14 protein-coding genes are annotated in these 14,938 nt (G+C 45.2%); 1 reads left to right on the top strand and 13 read right to left on the bottom strand.

What is annotated here, in order from left to right:
* Positions 1-45 precede the first annotated feature (45 nt).
* The 12 genes from rseP to eno all read right to left on the bottom strand — a co-directional run bounded on the left by rseP (position 46) and on the right by eno (position 11,687).
* Entirely contained in the window at positions 46-1,323 is a 1,278-nt protein-coding gene (gene rseP, locus GPK81_RS17630; RefSeq protein ID WP_330384698.1) for an RIP metalloprotease RseP, read from the bottom strand.
* A 10-nt stretch (positions 1,324-1,333) separates the two neighbouring features.
* Positions 1,334-2,476, bottom strand: a complete 1,143-nt coding sequence (gene dxr, locus GPK81_RS17625) for a 1-deoxy-D-xylulose-5-phosphate reductoisomerase (RefSeq protein ID WP_021976287.1) — start codon at positions 2,474-2,476, stop codon at positions 1,334-1,336.
* Between the two features lie 11 nt (positions 2,477-2,487).
* Positions 2,488-3,282, bottom strand: coding sequence for a phosphatidate cytidylyltransferase (locus GPK81_RS17620; RefSeq protein ID WP_118064215.1), 795 nt, complete (start codon positions 3,280-3,282; stop codon positions 2,488-2,490).
* A 3-nt stretch (positions 3,283-3,285) separates the two neighbouring features.
* A complete protein-coding gene (locus GPK81_RS17615) occupies positions 3,286-3,993 on the bottom strand; it encodes an isoprenyl transferase (protein ID WP_021976285.1) in 708 nt (235 codons plus the stop codon).
* A 66-nt stretch (positions 3,994-4,059) separates the two neighbouring features.
* Positions 4,060-4,611 carry a ribosome recycling factor gene (gene frr, locus GPK81_RS17610; protein ID WP_021976284.1) on the bottom strand — a complete coding sequence of 184 codons (552 nt, stop codon included), beginning with the start codon at positions 4,609-4,611 and terminating at the stop codon, positions 4,060-4,062.
* Between the two features lie 45 nt (positions 4,612-4,656).
* Positions 4,657-5,352: a UMP kinase gene (pyrH, locus tag GPK81_RS17605; RefSeq protein WP_215707424.1), complete on the bottom strand. Its 696-nt coding sequence runs from the start codon at positions 5,350-5,352 to the stop codon at positions 4,657-4,659.
* Positions 5,353-5,366: 14 nt separating this feature from the next.
* Positions 5,367-6,419, bottom strand: coding sequence for a hypothetical protein (locus GPK81_RS17600; RefSeq protein ID WP_215707423.1), 1,053 nt, complete (start codon positions 6,417-6,419; stop codon positions 5,367-5,369).
* Positions 6,420-6,569: 150 nt separating this feature from the next.
* Complete coding sequence (locus GPK81_RS17595; protein WP_021976281.1) at positions 6,570-7,061, bottom strand: acyl-CoA thioesterase; 492 nt, start codon at positions 7,059-7,061, stop codon at positions 6,570-6,572.
* Between the two features lie 50 nt (positions 7,062-7,111).
* Entirely contained in the window at positions 7,112-7,582 is a 471-nt protein-coding gene (gene smpB / locus GPK81_RS17590; RefSeq protein ID WP_021652954.1) for an SsrA-binding protein SmpB, read from the bottom strand.
* An 11-nt stretch (positions 7,583-7,593) separates the two neighbouring features.
* Positions 7,594-9,855 (bottom strand): ribonuclease R, encoded by a 2,262-nt coding sequence (rnr, locus tag GPK81_RS17585; protein ID WP_118064219.1) that lies wholly within the window; start codon positions 9,853-9,855, stop codon positions 7,594-7,596.
* Positions 9,856-10,033: 178 nt separating this feature from the next.
* Complete coding sequence (gene secG / locus GPK81_RS17580) at positions 10,034-10,267, bottom strand: preprotein translocase subunit SecG (protein WP_021652956.1); 234 nt, start codon at positions 10,265-10,267, stop codon at positions 10,034-10,036.
* Between the two features lie 70 nt (positions 10,268-10,337).
* Positions 10,338-11,687, bottom strand: a complete 1,350-nt coding sequence (gene eno / locus GPK81_RS17575) for a phosphopyruvate hydratase (RefSeq protein ID WP_215707422.1) — start codon at positions 11,685-11,687, stop codon at positions 10,338-10,340.
* A gap of 768 nt (positions 11,688-12,455) precedes the next feature.
* Here eno and GPK81_RS17570 point away from each other — a divergent pair.
* Positions 12,456-13,307, top strand: a complete 852-nt coding sequence (locus tag GPK81_RS17570; RefSeq protein ID WP_021976277.1) for a polysaccharide deacetylase family protein — start codon at positions 12,456-12,458, stop codon at positions 13,305-13,307.
* A gap of 176 nt (positions 13,308-13,483) precedes the next feature.
* Here the strand turns inward: GPK81_RS17570 and GPK81_RS17565 are convergent, their stop codons facing one another.
* A complete protein-coding gene (locus GPK81_RS17565) occupies positions 13,484-14,791 on the bottom strand; it encodes an O-acetylhomoserine aminocarboxypropyltransferase/cysteine synthase family protein (RefSeq protein ID WP_118064221.1) in 1,308 nt (435 codons plus the stop codon).
* Positions 14,792-14,938 lie beyond the last annotated feature (147 nt).

Raw genomic sequence — 14,938 nt, 5'->3', positions numbered from 1 at the left:
TCATAGATCATACAGCACTAAATATTTGCCTTATTTTGTCAGATATCAGAAAATCTTCAAAATATCATTATACATAACCACAACCATCAACGCCATCAGAAGCATCAGTCCCGCAAAATGGATCATGCCTTCTACCTGGCGATTTACCGGTTTTCTCCGAACTGCTTCTACCACCAGAAATACCAGCCTTCCCCCATCCAGTGCCGGAAGAGGAAGCAGGTTCATCACTCCCAGGTTGGCCGAAAGTAGAACTGCCATATTCAGCATGTTCATCCAGATCATCAGTGTTCCTTCGCTCTTGGACTGTTCGTAAGTATCACCGATGGCATCCACAACACCAACCGGGCCGCTTAAGTCTTTCATTCCAAGATGACCGGTCACAAGCTCTTTCAGACTTAAGATCGTAGTGCGGATCATGTATTTTACTTCCACCGCACCGTATTTCAGAACATTGAAACCGGAAGTCTTTTCGCTGTATGTGTTATATCCGAAACCGGAAACCGGTGTCCTGTATTCTCTTGGTGTAATCTCCGCCTCATATTCCAGCCCATTTCGTTCATAAGTGATCGTCACAGGTTCATCAGACAGTGGATGCTCCTCGATATATTTTTCATATGCATTTCCATCCGGGACTTCCACACCGTTGATCTTCGTGATCACATCGCCCGCTTCCAGACCTGCTTCTTCCAGTGGCATTCCCTTGATCAGAGATTCCACTGTCATGGAATTTACATCAGAACGGTTGAAACCAAGGAGATACCGTACATTCACATCCGGCTTATAAGAGATCTCCTGTTCTTTTCCATCACGTTTTACCTTCAGATGGATGGTCTCTCCCTCTTTCAGTTCATTGAGATACGAATACACATAGAGATCTTTTCCCAAGTCAATGTGATATCCCTGGTACTCTGTGATCACATCGCCTTCTTTCAGGCCTGCCTTTTCTGCTGCGGAACCTTCTGTTACCTGCAATACAGTTGCAGGATCATAGCCAATACAGCCCACAATGATCACAGACAGGACAAAGGCCAGCAGAAAATTAAATACCGGACCAGCGGCAACCACCGCAATCCTGCCCCACACAGGAGCAGAATTAAAGGTTCCCGGACTGTCATCTTCCGCATCTTCTCCTGCCATGGCACAGGAACCGCCAAGAGGAAGCAGTTTCACAGAATAGCGGGTGCCACCTTTTACCGTACTTATGATCCTCGGACCCATGCCAAGAGAAAATTCCACCACCTCAATGTGGTTCTTTTTTGCCAGGAGAAAATGTCCCAGTTCATGAATCAGTATCACAACGCTGAAAATAATTACAGCAATCACAAATCTCAATTTACCACCTGCTTTCGATCCACTGGTAAGTATCCTGCTCTACAGAAAGGATCTCATCCAGATCCGGATGCGCGATTTTTTTATGTCTTTCCATAGACTGTGCAATAATCTCATAAATATCCAGAAAGCCAATCTTTTCTTCCAGGAATTTCTTTACTGCAAGCTCATTGGCCGCATTAAAGACAGTCGGCATACTTCCCCCTTCCCGGGATGCCTGGATTGCCATAGGAAGTCCGCGGAATGTGTCCATATCCGGAACCTCAAATGTGATCTCACGGAGTTTCGTGAAATCAAGACGGTCTCCATCCAGATAACGTCTGTGTGGATAGTACAGAGCGTACTGGATCGGGAGTCTCATATCCGGAGTTCCAAGCTGTGCCATGATCGCGCCGTCTTTAAATTCCACCATGGAATGAATGATACTCTGCGGCTGCACCACCACCTGGATATGATCCAGATCCATATCAAACAGCCATCTGGCTTCCATAACTTCCAGGCCCTTGTTTACCAGGGTCGCGGAATCTACGGTGATCTTCCGTCCCATTACCCAGTTTGGATGTTTCAGAGTATCTGCAACCGTGACATTTCGAAGCTCTTCTGTAGTACGTCCGCGGAACGGGCCGCCGGATGCCGTGATCAGAAGTTTATGGATCTCTTTGTTTTCTTCTCCGTGGATAGCCTGGAAAATGGCGCTGTGTTCACTATCTACCGGAAGGATGGATACACCATATTCTCTTGCCATTGGCATGATCAGATGACCTGCCGTGACAAGAGTCTCTTTATTGGCCAGGGCAATATCCTTTCCGGCACGGATTCCCTCCATGGTAGGACGGATCCCGATCATTCCCACGATCGCAGTGACCAGGATATCGGATTCCGGCATGGACGCAAGTTCCAGAAGCCCTTCCATTCCGCTGACTACCTTTGTGTCAGTATCCGCAATACGTGTTTTCAGGTCCCGGGCTGCCTTTTCATCCCAGACCGCTGCCAAAATCGGGTGAAATTCCCGGATCTGCTCTTCCAGTTTCTCCACACTTTTTCCCGCACTGACTGCAACAACACGAAGGTCTTCGTTTTTTCTTGCCACATCCAGTGTCTGGGTTCCGATGGAGCCGGTAGAACCTAAGATTGCAATATTTTTCATTTCAATATCTCCTAAATTCCAAGAATGGTTTTTGCAAGATAGTAAATAACAGGAGCTGTGATGATCACGCTGTCAAAACGGTCCAGGATTCCTCCATGGCCCGGGATCAGCTTACCATAGTCCTTGATGTTCTGATTTCTCTTGATGGCAGATGCTGCCAGATCACCTACCATGGAGATCAGCGCTCCAACTGCACAGATCAGGGCATACTCTGCCATTTTTCCCTGTGTGGCCGCTGCATAGATCACTCCAAGAAGCGCCGCTCCCACAACACCGCCTACTGCTCCCTCGATAGATTTCTTAGGGCTTAAAACCGGAGCCATCTTATGTTTGCCAATGAGCATTCCCACACAGTAGGCACAGGTATCACAACCCCAGGAGCATAAAAATATCAGCCATACCAGGAATTTTCCATCCGGAAGGTTTCTGGTAAGATAGATAAAGGAAAGCATCACCGCAACATACACCATTCCGAAAAATGCTGCCATCACCTGTTCCGCACGGTATTTCGGATAACCGAATACATAAACAAACAGGATCAGGATCATACTGATGATGATCGCCATTGTTCCATAACTTCCAAAATCAAATCTCATGGCAATATAATAAAGCACTGCTCCAAGATATCCCACAAGTTCCAACACGGTAACGTGCTCATCACTTACCTTCATTACCTTGTAAAGCTCTCTCATTCCGATCAGTGAAACAGCCAGAAGTGTAAAAAACAGGATCCAGCTGCCGGAAATAATAGTTGCCAGGGCAATGATGACAAGGATGATACCGCTTATCAGTCTTGTCTTAAACATGATCTACTCCTCCTTGACACCGCCGTAGCGTCTGTCCCTCTGATTATATTTCTCGATGGCCTTGATCAGCTCTTTTTTATTAAAATCCGGCCATGCAACCGGTGTAAAATAAAACTCCGAATAAGCCAGCTGCCAGAGCAGGAAATTGGAAAGGCGCTGCTCTCCGCTCGTACGGATCATCAGATCCGGATCCGGTACACCGGCAGTGTCCAGATAGCTCTCAATAGTCTCTTCTGTAATGCTGTCCGGCTCGACTTTTCCGTCTTTTACATCCTGTGCCATCTTCTGCATACCACGACGGATCTCATCCCGGCTTCCGTAATTTAATGCCAGCTGAAAATAAATTCCGTCAAAATCTTTGGAATATTCCTCAAGTTCCCGGACACTCTGCTGGATATCCGGTGCAAAAGCAGTAATATCTCCGATAACTTTCATCCGCATATTATTTTTCTTGGAAATCTTGATACATTTCTTAAGGTAACTGCGGAACAGTTTCATCAGTGCCTCCACTTCCTCCCTGGAACGTTTCCAGTTTTCTGTGGAAAAAGCGTAAACGGTAAGGTATTTCACTCCCAGGTCTTTAATATCGTAACAGATATTTTCAAGATTGGCACATCCCTTTACATGTCCATAAGTTCTGGGCATTCCACGTTCTTTTGCCCACCGTCCGTTTCCATCCAGAATGATCGCAATATGATTTGGTACGTTCATAAATCTCCTCCATACAGAAAGAGAGCTTCTTCAAAGAAGCCCTCTTTATCCTCGTATCTCTTACAATTATACAGTCAGAATCTCTTTAGACTTGTTCTCAATCGCCTTGTCAACTTCCTTGATGTACTTATCTGTAAGTTTCTGGATCTGATCCTCAAGCTCTTTGATCTCGTCCTCAGAAACATCCTGTTTTGCAAGTTTTTTAAATGCATCGTTGGCATCACGACGGATATTTCTTACCGCAACCTTGGCACCTTCGCCTTTTTTCTTAACGTCTTTTACCAGCTCTTTACGACGCTCCTCGGTAAGCTCCGGGAAAACAAGACGGATCATTTTTCCATCGTTGTTCGGATTTAATCCCAGATCAGAGCAGAGAATTGCTTTCTCGATAGCTTTGATCATGCTGGATTCCCATGGCTGGATCTGGATCATACGTGCCTCCGGCACAGAAATGTTTGCAACCTGCTGGATCGGAGTCGGTGCTCCATAATAATCTACGGTAAGTTTGTCAAGAATATGCGGGTTTGCACGACCGGCTCTGATCGTTGTCAGCTCACTCTCCAAAGCATTCAGTGTTTTTCCCATTTTTGTTTCATATACCTGAATTCTCTCATCCATTTCACATATCTCCCTGTATGGTTATTTTTTATTATTCCCTTCCGATTACACAGTTACCTTTGTTCCGGAGAACTTACCGTGTACGGTGTTGACGATGCTGTCTTTTTCATCAAGACCGAATACCAGCATCGGCATCTTCTGCTCCATGCACATGATGGAAGCGGTAAGATCCATAGCTGCCAGTTTCTTGGCAACCACTTCATCAATAGAAATCTCATCATACTTCTTGGCATCCGGATTTACCTTCGGATCGCTGTCATAAATTCCATCAACAGCCTTTGCAAGAAGAATGGCATCTGCACCGATCTCAACGGCACGAAGTACTGTAGCTGTATCTGTAGAAAAATACGGATGACCGGTACCACCTGCAAAGAATACAACTTTCCCTTCTGCGAAGCTTTCTTCTACAGCATCTTTGGAATAAAGAGTGGTAAATGCACCACATACAAACGGGGTAAACACATCTGTCTTAAGTCCCACATATCTGCAGATGTCCGATACATAGATACAGTTCATGATCGTAGCAAGCATACCTATCTGGTCAGCCTTACTTCTGTCCATGGCCCCACTGGTACGTCCTCTCCAGAAGTTTCCTCCTCCGATCACGATACCAACCTGAAGTCCCTCATCCACGATAGTCTTGATCTGTTTGGCAACTTCTGTAACGGTTGCCTCATCAAAGCCTCTCTTCTGCTCTCCTGCAAGAGCTTCTCCGCTTAATTTCAGTAACACTCTTTTCATATGTTTATTCTCCTTTACCATACGCCGGATACAACTTCATTGCCATTATCATCAAAAGTTGTGGATACCGTAAACGTATCATAATAATAATAACCTGTCTTACCGGACTCCGGCTCGTCCTCATAATCACTGCCATTTGGGCTGCCGCATGCATTCTCAAGTTCAGACATGGACCGACCGATATAGCCAGCAGCTACCGAAGCCGGATCATCATCACTGGATGGAGTTTCTGTTGGATTCGGAGTATCTGAAGATGAATCCGATCCTGAATCCGATGAAGATGAAGAATCACTGCCGTTACCGGAATCACTGCTGTCTGAATTATCTCCACTGTTATCCGTAGAAGAAGATGTGGAATCTGTACTGCTGGAATCTGTACTATCCGTGCTGTCTGTACTGTCTGTAGAATCCGTGCTGTCGCTGGAATCGCTCTCTTCACTGTCATCTTCAATACCAAGTCTTGCCTTTACATCTTTCAACGTAGAAACCTCCTTGGTGCTTCCACTTGTCAGATATGTAGCATATGGGATTCCATCTTCGCCTTCACCATCCATGCACAGATTCAGCTGTGAAATTGTCAGAAGCGGCAGCTGACGGAAAAAGCAATCATTCTGATCTTCGTCCGAAAATGTCACACGCACATCAAAGCTTGTAACTGCATTACCATCGTCATCTTTCTGGCTCTTTTCCATATAATAAACAGCCTTGTCATTGGAAGCCAGTGTAAACTTACCATTTACAAGATCACTGCCCCATGTCTCATCACTGTCATCTCCGTCATCTCTCGTAGGGCGGACATAAATCGCAGAGATTGTAGAATCTATTTTATTTGTGAACACAATACTTGTGGTTGTCTCGCTCTTGGTTCCCATCACATTCTTGATATTTGCTGTATCGTCTGTAGATGTCTGCATTTCTACCACATCAGACTTCGCTGCTTCTGTCACAGTCGGTGTCACCGTTGCTTCCACTTTCTGCTCAGGTGCCACAGAACTCTTCTTACCGCATCCGGCCGCAAGCATACTTGCCGCAAGAATTCCTGCAAGAATCAAATAACGTTTTTTCATTATATCTCCTCCATATAAAATGGTTCTATTTGCTGTCAGCTTACCTCTTTCTATTATTACAGAGTATCACTTTCTTGTCAACCTGACCGGTTTGAATTTCACAGAATCTTTAGATTTTTCAGACTATGTCAAAAATTAAAACATCTGCGGTCAGAAGCCGTTTTCTCTTCTTTTTTTCCGCATGTCGCGGCGCATTTTTGCAGCTTCATTCCGGGCTTTTTCTGCTTCTGTGGTAATGATCAGTTCAGGTACCTGGATCGGCTTCTGATTTTCATCTACAGCTACCATTACAAAGAATGCCCGGTTTACAGTACGGCGCATACCATCCGGCTGCTCCACATACGTATCGATCTCGACTTCCATGGAGGTTCTTCCAACATCCGTCACATATCCCTTAAGTACTACGATCTCACCCTCATAGATCGCATGCTTGAACTGAAGATTGTCCACCGCGGCAGTTACCACACGATAGGTTTCCGCATGCCGCATGGCCACCACACCGGCAACCTCATCCAGCCACTGCATCAGCGCTCCGCCAAAAAGCCTTCCGCCTCCGTTCAGATGCTGCTGCATGATCAGATGAACCTGTTCTGTCATGGACGCTTCCACCGTTTTTTTACGTCTTTCCTGTACCTCTGCCATTTTTCATTCCCCACTTTTTATCATACTTTTTTCCAGCAGAAACCGGTCGGTTAATAAAGATTTTTCACTTTAAAGTCTCTCTCTGCTTCTCTTCTCTGATCTTTCTTGGCAATATCCTGGCGCTTATCATAAAGCTTTTTACCACGTGCCATGCCGATCTCTATTTTTACCAGACTGTCCTTGAAATAAACCTTCAGAGGTACCAGGGTCAGTCCTTTTTCCTTTAATTTGGCTTCGATCTTATTGATCTCGTAACGGTGCAGAAGCAGTTTCCGCACACGAAGGGGATCTTTGTTAAAAATATTTCCTTTTTCATAAGGAGTGATATGCATTCCATATACATAAACCTCCCCGTTTTCCACCCGGACAAAAGCCTCCTTGATGCTGCATTTGCCGGAACGTAAAGATTTTACCTCGGTTCCCGCCAGTGCGATCCCGGCCTCATAGGTGTCCTCGATAAAATAGTCATGAAAAGCCTTTTTATTATTTGCGATCAGTTTCATTCCTGTTTTTTTTGCCATTTCGCGCTCCTTCAGTCTTCTTCGGCCAGAACAAAATCCACGGTTTTCAGCATTTTATCCGCATCTGCCACGCGGACACGGACTTTCTGCCCAAGGCGGAAAATCTTTCCTGTCATGTCTCCCCGCAGTTCATATGCATCCTGGTCAAATACATAATAATCATCCCGTAATGTGTTGATATGGATCAGTCCTTCCACAGTATTTGGAAGTTCCACATAAAGGCCCCATCCTGTAACACCGGAGATAATTCCCTCATACTCCTCGCCCAGATGATAGGACATATACTCTGCTTTCTTCAGCTTGTCAGATTCTCTTTCCGCCTCATCTGCACGCCGTTCACACACACTGGACTGGCGTGCCACTTCATCCAGGATCTCCTTGTAATGCTCGGTACGTCCTTCTCTTACCAGTCTGCCTCTCAGGCGGTCATGAATGATCCTGTGGATCTGAAGATCCGGATATCTTCGGATCGGAGAAGTAAAATGGCAGTAATATTTTGCCGCAAGGCCAAAATGTCCGCTGCATTCGGTGGTATATTTCGCCTGTTTCATGGTACGCAGTGTCAGACGGCTGATCTGTGCCTCATTTGGCATTCCCTCGATGCTTTCCAGGATCTCCTGGATCTCACCTGGTGTGATCTCCTGCCCGGATTTCTGTATATTAACACCTTCATTATGAAGAAGCATCAGAAGACTTTCGATCTTTTCCGGATCCGGGTTCTCATGAGTTCTGTATACAAACGGATAATCTCCGGTACAGTATTCCTGCGCCACGGTTTCATTGGCAAGAAGCATAAAATCCTCAATGATCCTGGTTGCCACATTGGCTTCATATGGCTGTACGTCAATAGCTTTCCCTGCAGCATTGAGAATGATCTTGCTTTCCGGAAAGTCAAAATCAATGGAACCTCTTGTATGACGGCGGCTGCGTAAGATCCCGGAAAGTTCCTTCATCAGAAAGAACATGGGAATCAGGGATTCATAACGTTTCTTCGCCACATCGTCAGTATCTTCCAGAATATTTTTTACATCGGTGTAGCACATACGCTGATCTACGCGGATCACTGTTTCCGCGATCTTATGGGAAATTACCTTACCTTTTTCATTGACATCCATCAGACAGCTTAAAGTAAGACGATCCTGTCCCTGGTTCAGAGAACAGATTCCATTGGAAAGCCGTTCCGGAAGCATAGGAATCACACGATCCGCAAGATAAACCGAAGTTCCTCTCTTCAGTGCTTCCCGATCAAGGGCACTGCCACCCTGGACATAATTGCTGACGTCTGCAATGTGTACCCCCAGATGATAGATCCCGTCTTCTTTTGTAAGGGAAATGGCATCATCCAGATCCTTTGCATCCTCGCCGTCAATGGTAACTGTGACAAGATCCCGAAGATCCAGTCTTCCGTCCATATCTGCTTCCTGCACATGATCCGGCACACGGTCTGCCTGACGGAGTACCTTATCCGGAAATACACTTGGAATGTTAAAACTCTTCACAATAGCAAGGATATCTGTTCCCGGTGAACGTAAATTTCCCAGCACTTCTGTGATCTTTCCTTCCGGCTTCCGGTTTCTGGAACCATAGTCCACGATTTCCGCAACTACCTTATCGCCATCTTTTGCCCCCATGGAATTTTTCCTGGTAATAAAGATATCTTTGGAAAATTTGGGGTTATCACTGATCACAAAGCCGTAATCACGGCTGCTCTGGTATGTTCCAACAATCGAAGGCATTCCCCTCTCCAGAACCTTCAGAACAACGCCTTCCGGACGCTTGCCCTCTTTATGGCCATTCCGTACAAGGATCTGTACCTTATCCTGATGCATGGCACTTCCCGTGTCATTTTCCGGAATAAAAATATCCTGTTCCTGGTCTTCCACTTCCACGAATCCAAAACCCTTGTAATGGCCGATGAACGTTCCTTCCATGATAGTTCCGTCCTTCTCGGAAAAATGACGTTCCTCATTCTCATGTTCCTTACGTTCTCTTCCCTTACGGCCACGCTCCTGCTTCTCTGCCTTCAGAGCATCTTTTTTCTTCCGTCTGTCTCGGCGCTTGCCGGAAACCTTGCTGTATCTTCCTTTATTATCCACTTCCGCCTTTCCCTGGGCACAAAGCTCGTCCAGCACATCAAAAAGCTCTTTTTTCTCACTCTTATCCAGCTGGAGGAGAGATGCTATCTCTCGCAGCCGCATAGGTTTATACAGCGGATCTCCCAGAAGCTCCATTATAAACTTTTTTCTTTTTTCAAAATTTTTCGATCTTTTCACATTTTCTCCTGTTTCTATTTCATTTTTACCCTGTTATCATTCCAGAGGAAGTCTCACCCGTGACCCTGTATCAACGCAAAAACACTCCTGCTGATTAACAAAAGAAGTCTCCATCCGAGGTTCTTCTGCATGCTAACGCAGCAAGAGTGTTCCCAACTTCTGTTCTGCTCCTGGCAGATCAGATAATGTTCAGTACGATTGACAGTACAAAGAAAATAACTCCCATGATAATGGTACCTCTTACGAGACCACCTTCCATGGAACGGCCCTTATTCTTACCCCAGTAAGTATCAGCTACTCCGGCGATAGAGCCAAGACCCTGCTGCTTGCCCTCCTGCATCAGTACGACAACAGTCAGAGCGATACAATCTATTGCATAAATTACAGTCAGAATAATCTTCAAAATGTTCACGCGGTTACACCTCCTAATCAACTAGAGGTTATTTTACCATAGCTAAACCGGGATTTCAACCATTTTCCGTTTATTTTATGCAGGGCTTTTTCTGAGATCTTTTTGCAAAAGGATCGGCATATCTTCCAAGGGTCCCAAGCTGTTCATGGATCCGCAGAAGCTGATTATACTTGGCATTCCGGTCCGAACGGCAGGGCGCACCTGTTTTGATCTGTCCGGCTCCGCAAGCTACCGCCAGATCTGCGATAAAGGAATCCTCGGTCTCGCCGGATCTGTGAGAGATCACCGCGCGATATCCCGCATGCTGGGCCATCTCCACTGCATCCAGGGTTTCCGTGAGGGTTCCGATCTGATTTACCTTGATGAGGATGGCATTGGCGACTTCAAACTGAATACCGCAGCGCAGACGTTTGATATTGGTGACAAATAGATCATCTCCCACAAGCTGGACCTTTTTTCCCAGATGTTCCGTCAGGTATTTCCAGCCTTCCCAGTCATCCTCCCAGAGCCCATCCTCAATGGAAACAATGGGAAATTTTCCCACCAGTTTCTCGTAGTACTCTGTCATCTCCCTGGCATCCCGGTAGATCTTTTCCCCTTTCATGCGGCTCTCCCCCGGGAAAAAGTACACGCCTTTTTCCTCATCATAAAGTTCACTGGAGGCTGCATCGATGGCAATGGTGATCTCTTCACCAGGTTTGTATCCTGCTTTTTCCACTGCATGGACGATCAGGGTCAGCACTTCCTCTGAATCCGGAAGATCCGGGGCAAAGCCTCCTTCATCACCAACTGCTGTGGAAAGTCCTTTTTCCCGGAGAAGGAGCTTTAAGTGCTGGTAAACTTCCGCACACATACGGATACCTTTTTCCAGACACCCTGCCCCGGTTGGCATGATCATAAATTCCTGAAGATCTACGGTGTTGTCCGCATGCTTTCCCCCATTTAAAATATTCATCATCGGCACCGGAAGCTGCATGGTATGACAACCTCCAAGGTACTGATAAAGAGGAAGCCGGAGTGCACCGGCTGCAGCACGGGCCGTTGCCAGAGATACTGCCAGTGTGGCATTGGCTCCTGCACTGCTTTTGTTTTCCGTTCCGTCCGTTTCGATCAGAAGATGATCGATCCATGCCTGGTTCAGGGCATTTTCTCCGATGATGGCATCCGCCAGACGGGTATTGATGTTCTCCACCGCTTTTTTCACACTCTGGCCCAGATATTCCTCACGGTTTCCGTCCCGCAGCTCCACAGCCTCAAATTTCCCCGTGGATGCTCCGGACGGCACCATGGCTCTTCCCGTAAATCCGTTGATCCCTATGATTCCTTCTCCTACTGTTACTTCCGCTTCCACCGTAGGATTCCCCCTGGAATCCAGGACCTGTCTAGCGTGAACTTTTCGAACAGGCAGATAACGTAGCATAAGTTTTCCCTCCTTGAAAATAATAATACTGTTTATGATCTCCTGCGCTTTTTTGTTCTCTTCTTATGTTCATAAGGGTAGCTTGTCCGAAAAGGTTTTGGTCTATACGTATTCTCCGGCGTCAATATTATCTGAATATTTCAGATATTTTATTTTAGTTATTCTTCTCTTTTAATTTATTTTTATTATTTTTCAAATTTAGTGTTGACAATATCGTTTTTATCTGTTATAGTATAACCATCAAATAAAACAAACGGAAAACAAAAAAACAAATCAAAAAGGAGCGTGAACCCACCGAAAACATAACTTACTTCCCATAATCTAAGAAAGAGAGGTACAGTCCACCAGAAGATTTAAAGATTTCCCATCATAATTAAAACAAGGAGGTACGGACCACCGAGAACGTAAATTTTAATTCCGTATAAGTTTTAAATCTAAGAAATGAGAGGTATATTCCATTGGATAATGAAAATTGAAAGAGTCATCGGCAGAAGAAATGAATCGCTGATGACTCTTATTTTTTGCCTATTTTTGTCCTGTCTCTCCTGAATATCCTACTTTTTTACAGTCTGCATGACTACATATTTTTCTCTGGTTGACCATCCCATTTTTATAAAGATCATTCCATCACAAAACTTTTCCGCTAAATGTACATTTATGTTCTCATCCATCATATTTTGCTGAACATAGTCTCATTATCATCTATATTCATATCTTCCTCTGTACGTTCATAAGCATATTAATAACTCCATTTTCTCCGAGGTTACCATGAAACGAAAACATATCTACCGTCTTATCTTTTGCTTTGTCATGGCTTTTGCTTTTGGCAGTCTTGTGGGAAAGATCTCTTCCCATTTTTCTTCCGGATCACGATCCGACCAGAATTTTATGAAAAAAAGCCAGCCCTCTTCTGCCTCTTTGTCCTCTCAGAGCGAAAACTGGGGGCTTGGTTTTCAGGAGAAGGGCACACGGCCTACAGGAAATGCTTCCATAGAGGAACTGAAAAAATACAATGCCTGGTACGCAGATGATACTGATGAGAAAAAAATATATCTCACTTTCGACGCAGGCTATGATAATGGAAACACACCTGCCATTCTGGATGCCTTACATAAACATCACGTACATGCCACATTTTTTGTTGTGGGAACTCTGATCCGGGAAAAACCGGAACTGATCCGGGAAATTGTGGATGCAGGCCATACCGTTGGCAATCACACCATGACCCACCCGGATATGTCCGGCATCTCCACAAAAGAGGCTTTTCAGAAACAGCTGGAAGATGTGGAAGCTCTTTATAAAGAAGCAACTGGAAAAGAAATGACAAAATTTTACCGTCCGCCACAGGGGATCTACAGTACAGAAAACCTCCAGATGGCAAAAGATCTGGGATATCACACGTTTTTCTGGAGCCTGGCTTATGTGGACTGGTATCAGGATAAACAGCCCTCAAAAGAAGAAGCCTTTGAAAAACTTCTGGGGCGGATCCATCCGGGCGCTATTGTACTGCTGCACAGCACTTCCTCTACAAACGCTTCCATCCTGGATGAACTGCTGACGAAATGGGAAGAGATGGGATACACTTTCGGAACGTTGGAAGAACTTGTAGAAGCCGCCTGAAAAAAATCGCACATACCCTGTGCATCCTCAGTACCACAAGCACTGATCTTCCAGCTTCTGGATCTTCCAGATAAACGTATAAAAAATCTGCCCCGGAACTATATTCTCATACGTCCCGGAGCAGATTTTTCTGTGCTATTGATTTAGAAGGTGTTCTTCTTATTTAATTGTCTTATTTACTGAACTGCTTTGAATGCCTCATCAAGATCCTGGATAATATCATCGATATTCTCAGTTCCGATAGAAAGACGGATTGTGTTTGGTTTGATTCCCTGATCAAGAAGCTCTTCCTCTGTGCACTGGCTGTGTGTTGTAGTAGCCGGATGGATAACCAGAGATTTTACATCTGCAACGTTTGCAAGAAGTGAGAACAGCTCAAGGTTGTCGATGAAATCTTTTGCCTTCTGTGCGTCTCCCTTGATCTCGAATGTAAAGATGGAACCACCGCCGTTCGGGAAGTATTTCTTGTAAAGTTCCTGCTGGCTTGGATCTGTGGATACAGACGGATGATGAACTTTCTCTACCTGCGGATGGTTGTTCAGGTACTGTACAACTTTCAGTGCATTCTCAACATGACGCTCTACACGGAGAGACAGTGTCTCAAGTCCCTGAAGGAAGATGAAGGAGCTTACTGGAGAAATGGTTGCTCCTGTGTCACGGAGAAGGATTGCACGGATCTTTGTGACAAATGCTGCTGGTCCGCAAGCTTTTGTGAAGCTTACACCATGGTAGCTTGGGTTTGGCTCTGTAAGGGATGCGAATTTACCGGATGCCTCCCAGTCAAACTTACCGCCCTCTACGATCACTCCACCGATTGTGGTTCCATGACCGCCGATGAATTTTGTTGCAGAATGAACAACGATATCTGCGCCGTACTCAATCGGTCTTACGAGGTATGGTGTTGCAAATGTATTATCTACAACAAGCGGAATTTTATGTTTGTGAGCGATTTTTGCAAGAGCCTCAATATCTACAACATCAGAATTTGGGTTTCCAAGAGTCTCAATATAAACAGCTTTTGTGTTCTCCTGGATCGCATTCTCCACTTCCTCGAGATTAAATACATCAACAAATGTTGTTGTGATTCCGTATGCCGGAAGCGTATGCTCCAGAAGGTTTGTTGTACCGCCGTAAATATTTTTGGCTGCTACAATGTGATCTCCCTGCTGTGCAAGGTTCTCGATCGTGTATGTGATAGCTGCTGCACCGGATGCTACTGCAAGTGCTGCCGAACCACCCTCAAGTGCTGCGATCCTCTTCTCGAATACGTCCTCTGTCGGGTTTGTAAGACGTCCGTAAATGTTACCGGCATCTGCAAGTCCGAAACGTGCTGCTGCATGATCGCAGTTGCGGAATACATAGGAAGATGTCTGGTAGATTGGTACTGCTCTTGCATCTGTAACCGGATCCGGCTGTTCCTGTCCTACGTGAAGCTGTAATGTCTCAAATTTGAATTTTCTCTGATCTCTTGTAATTTTGCTCATGTGTTTGTCCTCTTTTCTTTTATTTTTATATTCGGTAAAATAGTAATTTCTTATCTTATGATCATCTGCTTATCAGCGACAACAACACATTCGCTTTTCTTCGATAAACACCCTTGTTGACTTCTGTAAAACCTTCATGATTTCCTC

It is taken from the genome of Blautia sp. MCC283, from assembly GCF_018785565.1.
Taxonomy (GTDB): Bacteria; Bacillota; Clostridia; order Lachnospirales; family Lachnospiraceae; genus Blautia_A.
Note: the sequence above shows the minus strand (reverse complement) of the source record. Positions and strands in the feature narration are given on the sequence as shown.

Bases quoted from the DNA above. Each gene is read 5' to 3' on its own strand.
- GPK81_RS17620 (WP_118064215.1), bottom strand. From the start codon at position 3,282: ATGTTTAAGACAAGACTGATAAGCGGTATCATCCTTGTCATCATTGCC.
- GPK81_RS17600 (WP_215707423.1), bottom strand. From the start codon at position 6,419: ATGAAAAAACGTTATTTGATTCTTGCAGGAATTCTTGCGGCAAGTATG.
- smpB (WP_021652954.1), bottom strand. From the start codon at position 7,582: ATGGCAAAAAAAACAGGAATGAAACTGATCGCAAATAATAAAAAGGCT.
- GPK81_RS17565 (WP_118064221.1), bottom strand. From the start codon at position 14,791: ATGAGCAAAATTACAAGAGATCAGAGAAAATTCAAATTTGAGACATTA.
- GPK81_RS17615 (WP_021976285.1), bottom strand. From the start codon at position 3,993: ATGAACGTACCAAATCATATTGCGATCATTCTGGATGGAAACGGACGG.
- dxr (WP_021976287.1), bottom strand. From the start codon at position 2,476: ATGAAAAATATTGCAATCTTAGGTTCTACCGGCTCCATCGGAACCCAG.
- eno (WP_215707422.1), bottom strand. From the start codon at position 11,687: ATGCTACGTTATCTGCCTGTTCGAAAAGTTCACGCTAGACAGGTCCTG.
- frr (WP_021976284.1), bottom strand. From the start codon at position 4,611: ATGGATGAGAGAATTCAGGTATATGAAACAAAAATGGGAAAAACACTG.
- pyrH (WP_215707424.1), bottom strand. From the start codon at position 5,352: ATGAAAAGAGTGTTACTGAAATTAAGCGGAGAAGCTCTTGCAGGAGAG.
- GPK81_RS17570 (WP_021976277.1), top strand. From the start codon at position 12,456: ATGAAACGAAAACATATCTACCGTCTTATCTTTTGCTTTGTCATGGCT.
- GPK81_RS17595 (WP_021976281.1), bottom strand. From the start codon at position 7,061: ATGGCAGAGGTACAGGAAAGACGTAAAAAAACGGTGGAAGCGTCCATG.